The organism is Mesorhizobium sp. P2_E10 (genome assembly GCF_056404235.1).
Map to the genome: position 1 here is coordinate 203466 of NZ_JBFUEK010000006.1, position 14339 is coordinate 217804.

The window sequence follows — 14339 nt, forward strand, 5'->3', positions numbered from 1 at the left end:
ATCTTTGCTCCTCCACCTCATGCCCGGACCTTGCAGATAAAAGGCGGCCGGCCATGACCGGATATTTCTCTTCTCCCTTCCCGCGCCGCACATCGGTCGGCGTCGATGTCGGCGGCGTGATCGTCGGCGGCGGTGCACCGGTCGTCGTGCAGTCGATGACCAACACCGACACCGCCGATATCGACCAGACGGTCGCGCAAGTTGCGGCGCTGCATCGCGCCGGCTCCGAGATCGTGCGCATCACCGTCGATCGCGACGAGAGCGCTGCCGCCGTGCCGCGTATCCATGAGCGCTTGCAGAGGCTGGGCATCAACGTGCCGCTGGTCGGCGATTTTCACTATATCGGCCACAAGCTTTTGGCCGACCATCCGGCCTGCGCCGAAGCGCTGGCCAAATACCGCATCAACCCCGGCAATGTCGGCTTCAAGGACAAGAAGGACCGCCAGTTCGCCGCGATCGTCGAGATGGCGATCAAGTATGACAAGCCGGTGCGGATCGGCGTCAATTGGGGTTCGCTCGACCAGGAGCTTTTGACCCGGCTGATGGACGACAACCAGGCCAAGGGCTTTCCGCTGACCGCGCAGGAAGTGACGCGCGAGGCGATCGTGCAGTCGGCGATCCTGTCGGCGGAGATGGCCGAAGAGATCGGCCTCGGCCGCGAAAAAATCATCCTGTCGGCCAAGGTCAGTGGCGTGCAGGATTTGATCGCTGTCTACACCGAGCTCGCCACCCGCTCCGACCATGCGCTGCATCTCGGCCTGACCGAGGCCGGCATGGGCTCGAAAGGCATCGTCGCCTCGTCGGCTGCCATGGGCATCCTTTTGCAGCAAGGCATTGGCGACACCATCCGCATCTCGCTGACGCCGGAGCCGAATGGCGACCGCACGCGCGAGGTGCAGGTGTCGCAGGAGCTTTTGCAGACCATGGGCTTCCGGCAGTTCGTGCCGATCGTCGCCGCCTGTCCCGGTTGCGGCCGCACGACCTCGACCGTGTTCCAGGAACTGGCGCAGAACATCCAGGCCGATCTCAGGAAGAACATGCCTGCGTGGCGCGAAAAGTACCCGGGCGTCGAAAATCTCAAGGTCGCGGTGATGGGCTGCATCGTCAACGGTCCCGGCGAATCCAAGCACGCCGATATCGGCATTTCGCTGCCCGGCACCGGCGAGACGCCGACGGCGCCGGTATTCGTCGACGGCAAGAAGGCAGCGACGCTGCGCGGCCCGTCGATCGCCGCCGACTTCGAGAAGATGGTTGCCGATTACATCGAGCAGCGGTTTGGACAGCACGGCAAGGCCGCAGCGGAATGAGCCCATGCCGAAAATCCACTCCGGCGGCCACCTGAAGGCGTCTTCTGCGCTTCCGGTGCTCACGGACCGAATGTCCGCTCCGCGCGTCGCGAGGGCGACCCCGAAGCCACCATCATCTGGCTCACCGGAGCGATTTTCAACACGGGCTCAGCGTTTGGCGCACGTCCTCGCGCTTATTGTTTCCCTGGTTTCTATCTGGCTTCTGGGGAGCAACGGGGCTCAGGCCGATCCACCGCAATCCGCCGCCAAAAGATTGATCGGCCGGGTCTGCGACCTGATCGAGACCCAGGCCGACCAGAACGGCCTGCCAAGGGACTTCTTCGCCCGGCTGATCTGGAAGGAGAGCCGCTTCGATCCGAACGCGGTCAGCCCAGTTGGCGCCGAGGGCATTGCCCAGTTCATGCCGGGCACCGCCAAGATGCGTGGCCTCGCCAATTCCTTCGACATTGCTCAGGCGATCCCGGCTTCGGCGAAATACCTCGCTGAAATGAAAACCGGTTTCGGCAATCTCGGCCTGGCGGCTGCCGCCTACAATGCCGGTGAGAGCCGGGTGTCGCGCTGGCTTGATACCGGCGGCTTTCTGCCGATGGAGACCGAGAGCTATGTCTTCGACATTATGGGCGAGCCGGCCGACAAGTTCACCGACACCGCTTATGCCGGCACCATCCAGCCGCTCGACAAGAAAGCCCCCTTCGCCGTCGCCTGCCGCAAGCTGCCGGTGATCATGTCCTCGACCGTGGCGATGGCGTCGATCAACATCAAGCCGTGGGGCGTCCAGGTCGCCGGCAATTTCCGCCGCGGGGCGGCGATCAATCAATGGATCAGGGTCAGGAGCCGGTTTCCGGCTCTGCTTGGCGGCCATGATCCTGTCGTCAGCCGGGTGCGCACGCCGATCGGCCGGCGCGGCATCTATGCGGTTCGCATCGGCGTCGACGATCGCGCCGCCGCCAACGTCATCTGCCAGAAACTGCAGAGCATCGGCGGTGCGTGTATTGTTGTGCGCAATCGGTAGAGCTTCCGAAGGCGCGTTGCAGATGACCGCTAAAATTATCCTCCGGCGTCGGCAGTGCCGGCAAAGATTCCAGCTATAGGTTGCCATGACCGACCGCCTCTACAGCGACCTCGTCCAGTTCTACGACATCGAAAACGAGCGCGGCGTTGATTTCGACTATTGCGTCCGCTTCGCCCAAGGTGCTCGCTCGGTTCTCGATCTCGGCTGCGGCACCCGGCAACTGGCCGCGGCACTTGCCGATGGGCGCAGCGTCACCGGCGTCGATCCCGCCTCGGCAATGCTCGATATTGCGCGCCGCAGAGCGGGTGGCGACAGCGTCGACTGGGTCGAGGCCGATGCGCGAAATGTACGGCTCGGACGGCGCTTCGACCTGGTGCTTTTGACCGGGCATGCGTTCCAGGTGTTTCTCACGATGGGAGATCGCGAGGCGGTGATTGGCACCATCGCGGCGCATCTTGTTCCCGGCGGCCGCTTCATCTTCGACACGCGCAATCCCGCGGTCGAGGAATGGCTGGAATGGACGCCAGAACGATCGCACCGGATGCTGGATCATGTCGGACTGGGCACGATCAAGGCATGGAACGATGTCCGGCGCGATGCCACCACCGGCGTCGTCACCTATTCGACCCAATATGACATTTTGGGCCGCAAAGAGATTCTGAGCGCCGAATCGAGAATCGCGTTCCCGGCAAAGGAAGAACTTGCGGGTTTGATCGATGAGGCGGGCCTGACCGTCGAGAAATGGCTCGGCAGCTGGCTTGGCGAGCCCTATGGTCCGACATCGCCGGAGATCATCCCGATCGGCCGGCTGCGCTGACGGGCTATGCCGTCTTCGCCACCACCGTCTCGCTGAGCCAGGTGCCGATCTTGCTGCCGAGGCGATCGGGCGAAACCGGCTTGGGCAGATAATCGTCCATGCCGGCTTCGATGCATTTGTCGCGATCGCCCTTCAGCGCGTGCGCGGTGACGCCGATGATCGGTGTGTGGCTGCCAGTCGTGGCCTCGATCGCCCTGATGGCGCGGGTCGCCTCGTAGCCGTTCATCTCCGGCATGGAGACGTCCATCAGCACCAGCTTGGGGCGAAGCGCTCGATACATCTCGACCGCCGTGCGGCCGTTGCCGGCGATGCGGTAGCTCAGGCCGAGACCGTTGAGGATCTGGCCGAAGACCAGCTGGTTCACGTCATTGTCCTCGGCAATGAGGATATCGATGGGTCCGTTCGGCGTGGCGGTCGATTCCGGTGCGACCGATGCCGGCATTGCCGGCCCGCGGATGACGGTAAAGGCAGGCGGCGCTACCTGGGGGATGACCGGTTCGCGAACGAACTGTGCCTTGCCGACCTGGGCGCGGGCCCTCTGGATGACCGATATGACGGTGCCGAGCAGGATGGCCGAGCGGGCCGGCTTGGTCAGATGCGCGGCGATGCCGAAATCGATGACCATCCTGCCGAAATCGATCTGGTCGACCGAGGTTAGCAGCACGACCGGAATGGCGGACAGGCGGCTGTCCGAGGCAATGGCTCTGGCGACATCGGCGCCGTTCATGCCGGGCATCTGGTAGTCGAGGATGATGCAGTCGACCGCGGCGCCCAACTGGTTGGCGCGATCGAGGAAGGCCAAGCCGACGGCGCCGCTTTCGGCGGCCGCGCAGTCGAAGCTCCAGCTTCGCAGCTGCTCGAGCAGGATCTCGCGGTTGACCGGATTGTCGTCGATGACCAGCACGCGGGCGCCGGTGACGTCGACCGGCACGATCTCGTCGCGTGCATCCTGTTGATGCGAGGGCACCGGCACGGCGAACCAGAAGACAGAGCCACGGCCGATCTCGCTTTCGACGCCGATCTTGCCGCCCATCAGATCGACGAGGCGGGCGGCGATGGCGAGGCCGAGGCCAGTGCCTTCATGGCGGCGCGTCGACGAGCCGTCGACCTGAGCGAATTTTTCGAACACGTTCTGCAGCTTCTCGGCCGGAATGCCGATGCCGGTGTCTTCGACGCGCACTTTGAGCTGGACCAGGCCGGCGACGATTTCGCCGCCGACATCGATCAGCACATGGCCCTTTTCGGTGAACTTCACCGCATTGCCGAGCAGATTGGTGACGATCTGCCGGAACCGTCCGGCGTCGCCGACGACAAAGGCCGGCAGGCGCGGGTCGACACGCACGATCAGCTCGAGGTTCTTCTCGGCTACGCGCGCCGACACCAGGGTGGCGACATCCTCGACCGCTTCAGCAAGGCGGAAAGGGGCCGGGTCGAGCGTCAGCTGGCCGGCGTTGATCTTCGAGAAATCGAGGATGTCGTTGATGATGGTGAGCAGCGCATTGCCGGATTTGACGATGACATCGGTGAAGGTCTTCTGGCGCGGGGTCAGTTCGGTCTTGGCGAGCAGCTCGGCCATGCCCAGCACGCCGTTCATCGGCGTGCGGATCTCATGGCTCATATTGGCCAGAAATTCCGATTTGGCGCGATCGGCGGCCTCGGCCTTGAACAGGGATTCGGCGGATTCGGCGAAGGCGCGGCGGATCGCCTTTTCCATCGGCCGGAAAATCCACAGGGCAACGATGGCAAGCACGGCAAACAAAAGCCCGCTCGCCCACAACAGCAACCGGTCGCCGGAGGCATCAGCCAGATGGCGCTCGTCGTCCATGGCGGTGCGAACGCGGACCAGCATCGGCTGGGCAAACAGATCGTTCTGGTTGCGGATCTCGCGATAGCTCCATTCATCGGCCTTCTGCGCCACCGACATCAGGTTGAAGTTGCGCACCATGTCGCGTGTCGACCAGAACAGATCGCCGTTGACGGAGGCGGATTCGAGTTCGTTGACGGTTTTGCTGGAGAGGCGCGGCTTGATCGCGGCAATCTGGGCGGTCAGCGTTTCGATCTCGCCGGTCAGGCGTTCGGAATGGCCGCGCGCCGATGCGGCGAGACCATCGCGCGTTTCCGCCCGCCAGGCGGTGCCGGTCGTCTCGGCGAAGCTGGTGGCGTTGCGCAGATCGCGGGTGAAGATGACGAGGTTGCTGCTCAGCGCATCGATGTCGTGACGGAAGGAGTTTACGCGGTTGAGCGCAAACATCACGGCAGCGGAAGCCAGCGCAAAGATCAGCAATCCCGAGAGATAGCGGATGCGGATCGAGCGAATGAAGAAAGAATATTCCGGCATGCGCAACCCCAACACATACGCATCATTTTAATCGCCGGGATTACGCTTCATTTACATTAAAATTTCGTTCGTGCGGGGCGGGGCAAATCAGTAACTGACCGCCCTAGGATGCCTTCCCATCCTCAGGCGGCCGGATCAGCCTGCGCGCGGCATCTGCTCCTGCCGCGAGGATGCGATCCGACAATTCGGTCCCTGCCGCCGCGCGGGCCAGCTGAAGCGCGCCGATGAGGGTCGCAAAGACACCCAGCGCCACGCCTTCCGGGTCCTTGCCCTGCGGCAGCGCGGCAGACACCTGCCGCACCTGGGTCAGGAAGCGCTCGGTATAGACCTCGCGCGTTTCAGGCGGCTGGCGCGCAATCTCCGGCAGCAGCGCGGCGGACGCGCAGCCCTTGTCCGGGTTGTCCCGGTGCTCGGCCGACAGATACGCCTGAATGGTCATTTCCGGACCGCCCGAAGCCAACAACTCCTGAATTTGCTGCGACTGGGCATCCAGGGCCGCTGCCACGCTTTCGCGGATGAGCTCCGCCTTTGATTGGAAGTGCGGGTAGAAGGCTCCGTTCGTCAGCCCGGCGTCGCCCATGATGGTTGCCAGTCCAGACGCGGCGATGCCGTCACTCCTAAAACGCTGGGCGGCGACCTCCACAATCCGATCGCGGGATGCGTCCTTCCGGCCCTTTTCGTAGCGCATGGCGGCGTTTCCTTTCTGCTATTGCATTATGCACGTAATGTGATATTATGATCGTAATTCAACCAATGGCAAAAAGCTAGCCCTCATGCATCTGGAGTATCAAATGAGTGTCCTTTCAGGAAGAACCGCGATCGTTACCGGAGCCTCTTCGGGCATCGGCCGCGCCACAGCCGAAGCCCTGGCGCGGGCAGGATATACCGTCTTCGGGACAAGCCGTAGGGCGATAAGCAACGGCCCGGCGCAGGTGTCCATGCTGACATGCGACGTGACCGATGGCGACTCCGTCAGCGCCCTCGTTGCAACCGTGCTGGCGCAGACCGGGCGGATCGACCTTTTGGTCAACAATGCCGGTGTCGGCATGCTTGGCGGTGCCGAGGAATCCTCGGTCGCACAGGTGCAGTCCCTGTTCGACGTCAATCTGTTCGGCGTCATGCGCATGATCAACGCTGTGTTGCCGTCGATGCGGCGGCGCGGCCAAGGGCGGATCATCAACATCGGCTCGATTCTGGGATTGGTACCCGCGCCATACTCAGCGCATTACTCGGCGGTCAAGCACGCGCTCGAGGGCTATTCGGAATCGCTCGACCATGAGGTGCGCGCCTTCAATATTCGCGTCTCGATCATCGAGCCGGCATACGTGCGTACCGTCTTCGACCAGAACGGCATTGAGCCGGATTCGGTGTTGAAAGAATACGATCAGGCCCGAGCCGGGGTCGAAGCGCTACTTCGCGATGTCATGCCCAAAGCCGATCGGCCGGAAGTGGTGGCGGATGTGGTCGTCAAGGCGGCGACCGATGCCCGTCCGCGGCGACGCTATACCGCGGGCAAGGCTGCGCGCCAAGTCAGCATGCTGCGCCGCTTCGTCCCCGCGGAGATGTTCGACAAGACCTTGCGCAAGCAGTTCCGCCTGCCGGTCTGAACCACAGCGAGGAGTTCACGCAGATGAGACTGGCAACCACGACACAATTGGTCAGGCGCCACAGCACGGAGGTGTCAAACATGGCACATATAGTCAATCAGTCGTCCCATTCACGGCTATCGTTCCAGGATGCGCCAACGCGCACCGTCGATGTCGGCGGCACGGCATTCGTTTACCGAGAACTCGGGCCCAGGACCGGCGTGCCGGTCATCCTCCTCAACCATCTGGGCGCTCAGCTGGACAATTTTGATCCACGCATCGTCGATGGTCTCGCCGCGACCCGGCGGGTGATTGCCTTCGACAACAGAGGCATCGGTGCTTCGGCTGGCAAAACGCCGTCAACCATCTCCGGGATGGCGCGCGATGCCGTCGCCTTCATCCGGGCGTTGGGGTTCGAAGAAGTCGACCTCTTCGGCTTTTCACTTGGCGGCTTCGTGGCGCAGGAGATTGTGCTGACCGAGCCCGGGCTTGTGCGTAAACTCATCCTCACCGGCACCGGGCCGGTCGGCGGTCAAGGCATCGACAAGGTGACGCCGCTGACGATCGTGGACATGATCAAGGGGGCGCTGACTTTTCGGGATGCGAAATACTATCTCTTCTTCACAAGGACGGCGAATGGCCGTCGTGCCGCGAACGCCTTTCTGGAGCGGCTGAAAGAGCGCAAGAGCAACCGTGACAAGGCGATTTCGCTGAGCGCGTTCGGCGCGCAACTGAAAGCGATCAAGGCCTATGGGCTGCAAACGCCGCAAGATTTGAGCACCATCCGCATTCCTACTTTTGTTGCGAATGGCGATCACGACAGGATGGTGCCGAGCAGCAATACCCACGATCTCGCCCGGCGTATCCCTGGAGCACAACTGATCATCTACCCGGATGCCGGGCATGGCGGGATTTTCCAGAATTACGCCGATTTCGTCCCGAAGGCCCTGTCCTTCCTCGAGGGCTGAGACCTTCCCCCTGGGCGGCTCTGCCGCCAAAGACGCCGGTTTGTTTCATCCTGGAACACCGATAGACATTTTCAGAAAGTTACTGCCATGAAGGCATTCGTTGTCGACAAATACAACAAGAAGGGCGTTCTGCGGCTGGCCGAGATGCCGGAGCCGGAGCTCGGGAACAAGGATGTCCTGGTCGAGGTCCATGCCGCAGGCGTGAACCTTCTGGACTCCAAGCTCAAGACCGGCGAGTTCAAGCTAATCCTGCCCTATCGCCGGCCCTTCATCCTGGGCCACGACGTGGCTGGGACGGTCGTCAGGGTGGGCTCAAAGGTCCGCAAATTCAAACCCGGCGACGATGTCTATGCGCGGCCGCGCGACGGCCGGATCGGGACATTTGCTGAGTTCATCGCAATCGATGAGGCCGACGTGGCCCTGAAGCCCAAAAACCTCAGCATGGAAGAAGCGGCTTCCATTCCCCTTGTCGGCCTGACTGCATGGCAGGTGCTGATCGAGAGGGCAGGCTTGAAGAAGGGCCAAAAGGTCTTCATCCAGGCTGGCTCCGGCGGTTTCGGGACATTCGCCATCCAGCTGGCAAAGCATCTCGGCGCGAAGGTTGCGACGACCGCAAGCGCGGCGAGCACCGATCTGGTCAAGGGACTCGGCGCCGATGTCGTCGTCGACTACAGGAACGACGACTTCGAGAAGATCCTGTCCGGCTACGACGTCGTGGTGAACAGCCAGGACGCCAGGACGCTTGAGAAATCCCTGACTGTGCTCAAACCGGGCGGCAAGCTGATCTCCATTTCCGGTCCGCCGGATCCCGAATTTGCCAGGAAGCAGGGGCTGAACGTGGTGCTGAGGCTGGTGCTGCGCCTGCTGAGCCGCGGTATCCGGGCCAAAGCCAGGCGCCGGGGCGTCGGGTATTCGTTCCTGTTCATGTGGGCGCAAGGTGACCAGTTGGGCAACATCACGTCCCTCATCGAATCCGGAGCGATCCGCCCGGTTGTCGACAGGGTCTTTCCCTTTGAAGCGACCAACGAGGCTCTGGCCTACGTCGAGACAGGACGCGCCAAGGGCAAGGTCGTCATCAAGGTCAAATAGCGCACGCCTTCCCTTTCCGCTGGCAGCACGTCACGAAGCGGACGCGGCGACCTTGGGGCGTCCGAACTCGACGTCCCAGCTGCGCTCCTGGGGTGCAGCTTCGCCGCTGAGCCCGAGTTTGGGGAACAGCAGTTCGGCGACGTTGAACGCCTCTTCCAGGTGCGGGTAGGCGGACGCGATGATCGTTTCGATGCCGATCTCCTGATACTCGCGAATGCGCGCGGCGACATTGTCGGGGTTGCCGACCAGCGCCGTTCCGGCGCCGCCGCGCACCAGCCCAGGTCCCGCCCACAGGTTCGGGCCGACAACCAATTTGTCGCGCCGGCCCTGGTGCAGCGCCGACATGCGCTTCTGCCCGACGGATTCCGAGATGTGGACAAATCCGTTCTGGGCTTCGGCGATCAGGTCGTCGGTGACGTGGCTGATCAGCCGGTCAGCGGCGGCCCAAGCCTCGTCCTCCGTTTCGCGTACGATCAGATGAATGCGAAGGCCGAAGCGGATCGTGCGGCCTTGCGCTGCCGCTGCCTGTCTGACGCGGTCGATCTTTTCGGCAAGTTGGTCCACCGGTTCGCCCCAGCTCAGATAGGCGTCCACATGCTTGGCGGCGATCGCAATGCCGGCGTCGGAAGAGCCGCCGAACCAAAGTGGCGGGTGGGGTTTCTGGACCGGCGGGAAGGAGATGTCGGTGCCGTGCGCAGACAGGTACTTGCCCTCGAAATCGGCCGGCTCACCCGAAAGGATCCGCCGCCAGATGGTCAGGAACTCGTCGGTCTGCGCGTAGCGCTCGTCATGGCTGAGCTTGTTGCCGTCGCCGGCGAGGTCGGCAGGATCGGCACCGGTGACGACGTTGAGCAGGACGCGGCCGCCGGAGATGCGGTCCAGTGTGGCCGTATGACGCGCAAACAGCGCCGGTGTTCCGCTGCCCGGCCGAAGTGCGACGAGGAACTTCAGCCGCTCGGTGAGCGGGATCAACCCGGCCGCCACGATCCAGGCGTCCTCGCAGCTCGTTCCGGTGGGCAAGAGCACGCCTTTGAAGCCAAGCCGGTCGGCCGCCTGGGCGATCTCCTTGAGATATCCGAAGCTTGCCGGGCGGTGCCGCTGGTCAGTGCCGAGATACGACCCGTCGCCATGAGTCGGCAGGTACCAGTAGAGGTCGAGTGGCTTGCTGGACATCGGATTGTTCCTTCAGCGATGAGGGGCGGCAAGCGTCAGAGCTTGCCCTTCCAGGGGATGAGGCGATGCTCCAGCCAGCGCATGCCGCTGGTGAAGGCGAAGGCCAGCACAGCGATGACGATGAGGCCGACGAAGACGACGTCGGTGGCGAGGAAATTGGCGGCCGACATGATCATGTAGCCAAGGCCCGACTGGGCTGCGATCAGTTCGGCGGCGACCAGCGTCGACAAGCCGGCGCCGATGGCAATCTTCAGGCCGGTCAGGATTTCCGGCAATGCCGACGGCAAGATGATGCTGGTGAACAGTTGCCGGCGGCTGGCGCCAAGCGAAAGTGCTGCGTTGATCCGTTCAGCGGGCACCGATCGGACACCGGCCTGTGCGGCAAAGCAGATCGGGGCGAAGGTCGACAGCGACAGCAGCACGATCTTGGAGGTCTCGCCGATGCCCAGCCAGATGATCAGCAGCGGCAGGTAGGCCAGCGGCGGCAAGCCCCAGTAGAGGTCGATCGGAACGCTGAAGATGCCCTTGACCCAGCGGTTGAGCCCCATCAGCAGGCCGAGCGGAATGCCCAGGAGAATGCCGACGCCGAGTGCCGCGGCGATGCGGCCAAGGCTCGCCAGCGTGTGCTCGAGGAGAGTGCCGTTGGCATAACCGTCGACCCAGACAGCGCTGAACTGGGTCAGCACCTCGGCCGGTGACGGCAGGAACAGCGGCGACGCCCATTCGAAATGTGCGGCGAGGAACCACAAGGCAATCAGCGACGCCAGCGTGACCAGGCTGATGCCGAGCGTGCTTGTCGATGCGGACCGGCGCGGCGGAGCGGACAGTCTGCGCTGGGCCGTTGAGCGCCGGAATGAAGTCGGGGAGTTGGCGGCAAGCGTCATTGCAAGTTTCCTGTTCGGGGCAAGGTTCCTGTGCGGGCGGCTTCCGACTGGTGGATGAGCGAGCGGATTTCCTGCCGCAGTTCGATGAAACGCGGGTGGGACTGGATCGGCCCGATGTCGCCACTCTCGGCGAACTCGCGAACGAAGTCGGCGTCGAACCGGGCAACGATGCGGCCGGGCCTCGGCGACATCACGACGATGGTGGTGCCGAGCGTCAGTGCTTCCTCGATCGAATGGGTGATGAACAGGATCTGCTTGCCGGTCTTGGCCCAGACCGAGGCCAGAAGCTGCTGCATCGTCTCGCGCGTCAGGCTGTCGAGGGCGCCGAACGGCTCGTCCATCAGCAGGATTTTTGGATCGGTGGCCAACGCCCGCGCGATGCCGACTCGCTGACGCATGCCGCCGGACAGTTCATAGGGCGGCTTTTCAGCGAAATCGGCGAGCCCGACCAGTTCCAACAGGTGCCTTGATCGCTCATGGCGTTCGCCGCGCCGCACACCCCGGTATTTGAGGCCGAGCGCGACATTGTCCAGCACATTGGCCCAGGGCAGCAAGGTGTCCTTCTGGAAGACGACGCCACGATCGCCGCCGGGCGCGACAATCTCTTTTCCGTCCAGCGTGATCGTGCCTTCGGTAAGCGGCAGGAAGCCGGCGATCGCGTTGAGCAATGTCGACTTGCCGCATCCGGAAGCACCAACCGCGACAACGATGGAATCGGGAGCGATGTCGAGCGAGACGTGATCAAGCGCGTGCACAGCCTGGCCATCCGAGGCCGGGAAGGTGACGCTGGCATCGCGGATTCGAAGCATGGTGGCCTCCAAGCAGTTTGGCTGGCGGGAATTCCGCCAGCCAGAACCGAATGTCGTCAGGGGATTTCTAGTTCGAAGCCTTGGCAGCGTCGGCATACTCCGGATCAGCGGCTGCGGCGTAGCTGTCCTTGATGGCGGTGATCTTCTTCTGGTCCTTCAGGAAGCCCGCAGTGTCCTTGAGGATTTTCGCCACGGCGCCCTTCTCACCACCGCCCAGCCATTTGTCGGAGACCTGCTCGTCGAGCGGCGGAACCACAGTCGTCTTCAACTGCTCCGAATTTTCGGCCGCCGTGCCGCCCTGCAGGCCGGCGATCAGCTTGGCGTTCTCGGACTCCGGTCCCCACGCGGCCGGGTTGCTCAGATAGGCCGTGTTGTAGCCGTCGATCAGCCGGACATACTGCCCGAGGAAGTCGGGATTGGCCTTGGCGAAATCGCCCGTCACCACCAGTGCACCGAAGGTCGGCGCGCCGCGATCGGCGACCTGGCCTGCCGTGAGCAGGACCTTGCCGTCCTTCTTGAGTTCGGAGAGTGCCGGATCCCAGACGAAGGCCCCATCAATGTCACCGCGCTTCCAGGCGGCGACGATTTCGGGCTGCGGAATGGCGATAACCTGGGTTTCCTTCTCCGAAATGCCTTCCTGCTTGAGGACGGCGAGAAGCTGGTAGTGGTCGGTCGATACGGGTGCTGCGGCAAGCTTCTTGCCGCGCAGGTCGGCCGGCGACTTGATATCGGGCCGCACCACGAGGGCTTCGCCGTCACGGGAGACCGAGGAGATGTAGAACGCCTTCACGTCGAGGCCTCTGCTGACGGCGGCGGCGAACGGGCTCGATCCGACGTCGCCGATCTGGACGTCGCCGGATGCTATTGCCGCGAAAATGTCGGCGCCGGAATTGAAGCGGCGGAATTCGATGTTCCAGCCGGTCTTCTTGGCAAGATCGCCATTGGCGATGCCGAGATTGTAGGGGTTGGCGCCGGTCTGATAGGCGATGACGACTTTCTTATCGGCGGCAAGGGCTGCGGCGGAAGTGGCCGCCAAAGTAAGCCCGACAAGGGCAGCGGAAATCAGGTTTCTCATGGCATTTAATCCTTTTGAACTGAGGGCAAATCCCTCGATTGCCCGCTCGGGCCAAGAGCGTCGGATTAAAGTCCACTTAACTTATAGACTTAGATAGAAATGGAATTCTGAAAATCAGCTCGCGCTTAAAAAAGAATTCGGATTGGACGGCAGGCTGCCACTCCAGGATTGTTGCCCACGCAAAAATGCTTGCGGGTCTTATGTCTGGAAAAAGCGCCCGCAAAGGGCAATCATAGACGGCTTCGACGGACGGTTCCCGACGTCCATCTCCCTTTGTCGCTTTGGTCGCGCACTGGCGCTCCGGCCATCGCTTCTCACGGAGTGAGAGGATTTCCTTGCAGGAGGTGTAGCGAAGAGGCCGAAGCACTTTGCAACGGCAAGGACGGAAGGTTGGAGAATATATGATCCCAATGAAGTTGAGCCACTTTCGTAAGCCTATCCGGCACGGAATCCTTCAATCGGTCTTCGAACCCAGGAAAAGCCTCGACCTGCAGATAAACATCGTTCTCCGCGAGCAGCCGCCGCATTCCAGCAAGTACCCGCGCCTCACTTCCTTCCACGTCGATTTTGACGAACAGGATCGCGTCTTTGACATCCAACAGTTCGTCAAGGGCGACTGCCTGGACGAGCTCGGAGTCTTCGCTGGATTCCTGTATCAGAGCGGAGCCGCGATTGCCGTCTGCAATCGACGTGCTGCGCTGCAATCTCGCAGTGCCCGGTGAGTCCAGAACGGCCGCCTTGATACGCTTGATGTCGTAGCTGGCTCCGTTGAGAAACATCTGCGCTTCCAACTGCGCGAAGTTGTTTGCGTCCGGCTCGAAGCAAAGTATCTCGTCAAACACTCCCAGGCGCCACATCTTGAGGCTGTACAGGCCCCAATATGCGCCGACATCGATAAACAGTTTGCGTCGCGGGTTGTCTTTGAGGGCTCGTGCCGCGTCGATCATCAGGCCGATTTGTGTGGACTCCCAAGCCCCATGGTCCAACATCTCCCTGTCGACCAGCGAGGAAGGGTCGAGCAGCAGCCGAAGATCGCCCCGTTGCACAACGGAGGCCCCGTCGCGCCGATATTGTTCGGACACGATCCCTCCAAGACGTCGCGCCTCTTGCTCCGCAGCGCGAAGGTCGCGACGAAGTCGTCTCACATGAGGGATGCGTTCGAGTGCCCATTTTGCAAAGGCAGGGGTCCTCATCGTCGGTTGCCTATTTCCATTCGGAAAGCTTACAGGCGACGCAGATTGCGTGGCAAATGATATCCGCCAGACCTGCAGTCGAGCCCCA

At 62.5% G+C, this 14339-nt stretch carries 13 protein-coding genes; 6 read left to right on the forward strand and 7 right to left on the reverse strand.

The window, feature by feature from the left end:
* Positions 1–53 precede the first annotated feature (53 nt).
* The 3 genes from ispG (at position 54) to AC1D0N_RS18170 (ending at position 3136) form a co-directional block, all read left to right on the forward strand.
* On the forward strand, positions 54–1307 hold the full coding sequence (gene ispG, locus AC1D0N_RS18160; RefSeq protein WP_477246241.1) for a flavodoxin-dependent (E)-4-hydroxy-3-methylbut-2-enyl-diphosphate synthase: 1254 nt from the start codon (positions 54–56) through the stop codon (positions 1305–1307).
* Positions 1308–1509: 202 nt separating this feature from the next.
* Complete coding sequence (locus AC1D0N_RS18165; RefSeq protein ID WP_477246619.1) at positions 1510–2319, forward strand: transglycosylase SLT domain-containing protein; 810 nt, start codon at positions 1510–1512, stop codon at positions 2317–2319.
* An 85-nt stretch (positions 2320–2404) separates the two neighbouring features.
* Positions 2405–3136, forward strand: coding sequence for a class I SAM-dependent methyltransferase (locus AC1D0N_RS18170; protein ID WP_477246243.1), 732 nt, complete (start codon positions 2405–2407; stop codon positions 3134–3136).
* Between the two features lie 4 nt (positions 3137–3140).
* Here AC1D0N_RS18170 and AC1D0N_RS18175 read toward each other — a convergent pair whose 3' ends face one another.
* Positions 3141–5474, reverse strand: a complete 2334-nt coding sequence (locus AC1D0N_RS18175; protein ID WP_477246245.1) for a response regulator — start codon at positions 5472–5474, stop codon at positions 3141–3143.
* 103 nt (positions 5475–5577) lie between these two features.
* Positions 5578–6162 carry a TetR/AcrR family transcriptional regulator gene (locus tag AC1D0N_RS18180; protein ID WP_477246247.1) on the reverse strand — a complete coding sequence of 195 codons (585 nt, stop codon included), beginning with the start codon at positions 6160–6162 and terminating at the stop codon, positions 5578–5580.
* Between the two features lie 103 nt (positions 6163–6265).
* On the opposite strand from AC1D0N_RS18180, the gene AC1D0N_RS18185 reads away from it, so the two are divergent.
* From AC1D0N_RS18185 to AC1D0N_RS18195, 3 genes are all read left to right on the forward strand, one after another.
* The gene (locus AC1D0N_RS18185; RefSeq protein ID WP_477246249.1) at positions 6266–7081 is read left to right on the forward strand and encodes an oxidoreductase; all 816 of its coding nucleotides are present in this window, start codon (positions 6266–6268) and stop codon (positions 7079–7081) included.
* 80 nt (positions 7082–7161) lie between these two features.
* Positions 7162–8028 (forward strand): alpha/beta fold hydrolase, encoded by an 867-nt coding sequence (locus AC1D0N_RS18190; RefSeq protein WP_477246251.1) that lies wholly within the window; start codon positions 7162–7164, stop codon positions 8026–8028.
* 87 nt (positions 8029–8115) lie between these two features.
* Positions 8116–9117, forward strand: a complete 1002-nt coding sequence (locus tag AC1D0N_RS18195) for an NADP-dependent oxidoreductase (protein WP_477246252.1) — start codon at positions 8116–8118, stop codon at positions 9115–9117.
* A 30-nt stretch (positions 9118–9147) separates the two neighbouring features.
* Here the strand turns inward: AC1D0N_RS18195 and ssuD are convergent, their stop codons facing one another.
* The 5 genes from ssuD to AC1D0N_RS18220 all read right to left on the reverse strand — a co-directional run bounded on the left by ssuD (position 9148) and on the right by AC1D0N_RS18220 (position 14140).
* Entirely contained in the window at positions 9148–10290 is a 1143-nt protein-coding gene (gene ssuD / locus AC1D0N_RS18200) for an FMNH2-dependent alkanesulfonate monooxygenase (protein WP_477246254.1), read from the reverse strand.
* Positions 10291–10325: 35 nt separating this feature from the next.
* Complete coding sequence (locus tag AC1D0N_RS18205; protein ID WP_477246256.1) at positions 10326–11174, reverse strand: ABC transporter permease subunit; 849 nt, start codon at positions 11172–11174, stop codon at positions 10326–10328.
* The gene (locus AC1D0N_RS18210) at positions 11171–11983 is read right to left on the reverse strand and encodes a taurine ABC transporter ATP-binding protein (protein WP_477246258.1); all 813 of its coding nucleotides are present in this window, start codon (positions 11981–11983) and stop codon (positions 11171–11173) included. Before AC1D0N_RS18210 ends, AC1D0N_RS18205 begins: the two co-directional genes overlap by 4 nt.
* 67 nt (positions 11984–12050) lie before the next feature.
* Positions 12051–13058 (reverse strand): taurine ABC transporter substrate-binding protein, encoded by a 1008-nt coding sequence (gene tauA, locus AC1D0N_RS18215; RefSeq protein WP_477246260.1) that lies wholly within the window; start codon positions 13056–13058, stop codon positions 12051–12053.
* 314 nt (positions 13059–13372) lie between these two features.
* Entirely contained in the window at positions 13373–14140 is a 768-nt protein-coding gene (locus AC1D0N_RS18220; RefSeq protein WP_477246262.1) for an FkbM family methyltransferase, read from the reverse strand.
* Positions 14141–14339 lie beyond the last annotated feature (199 nt).

Excerpts from the sequence above, each read along its gene's own strand:
- ispG (WP_477246241.1), top strand. The coding sequence starts at position 54 with ATGACCGGATATTTCTCTTCTCCCTTCCCGCGCCGCACATCGGTCGGC.
- AC1D0N_RS18170 (WP_477246243.1), top strand. The coding sequence starts at position 2,405 with ATGACCGACCGCCTCTACAGCGACCTCGTCCAGTTCTACGACATCGAA.
- AC1D0N_RS18175 (WP_477246245.1), bottom strand. The coding sequence starts at position 5,474 with ATGCCGGAATATTCTTTCTTCATTCGCTCGATCCGCATCCGCTATCTC.
- AC1D0N_RS18180 (WP_477246247.1), bottom strand. The coding sequence starts at position 6,162 with ATGCGCTACGAAAAGGGCCGGAAGGACGCATCCCGCGATCGGATTGTG.
- AC1D0N_RS18185 (WP_477246249.1), top strand. The coding sequence starts at position 6,266 with ATGAGTGTCCTTTCAGGAAGAACCGCGATCGTTACCGGAGCCTCTTCG.
- AC1D0N_RS18190 (WP_477246251.1), top strand. The coding sequence starts at position 7,162 with ATGGCACATATAGTCAATCAGTCGTCCCATTCACGGCTATCGTTCCAG.
- AC1D0N_RS18195 (WP_477246252.1), top strand. The coding sequence starts at position 8,116 with ATGAAGGCATTCGTTGTCGACAAATACAACAAGAAGGGCGTTCTGCGG.
- ssuD (WP_477246254.1), bottom strand. The coding sequence starts at position 10,290 with ATGTCCAGCAAGCCACTCGACCTCTACTGGTACCTGCCGACTCATGGC.
- AC1D0N_RS18205 (WP_477246256.1), bottom strand. The coding sequence starts at position 11,174 with ATGACGCTTGCCGCCAACTCCCCGACTTCATTCCGGCGCTCAACGGCC.
- AC1D0N_RS18210 (WP_477246258.1), bottom strand. The coding sequence starts at position 11,983 with ATGCTTCGAATCCGCGATGCCAGCGTCACCTTCCCGGCCTCGGATGGC.
- tauA (WP_477246260.1), bottom strand. The coding sequence starts at position 13,058 with ATGAGAAACCTGATTTCCGCTGCCCTTGTCGGGCTTACTTTGGCGGCC.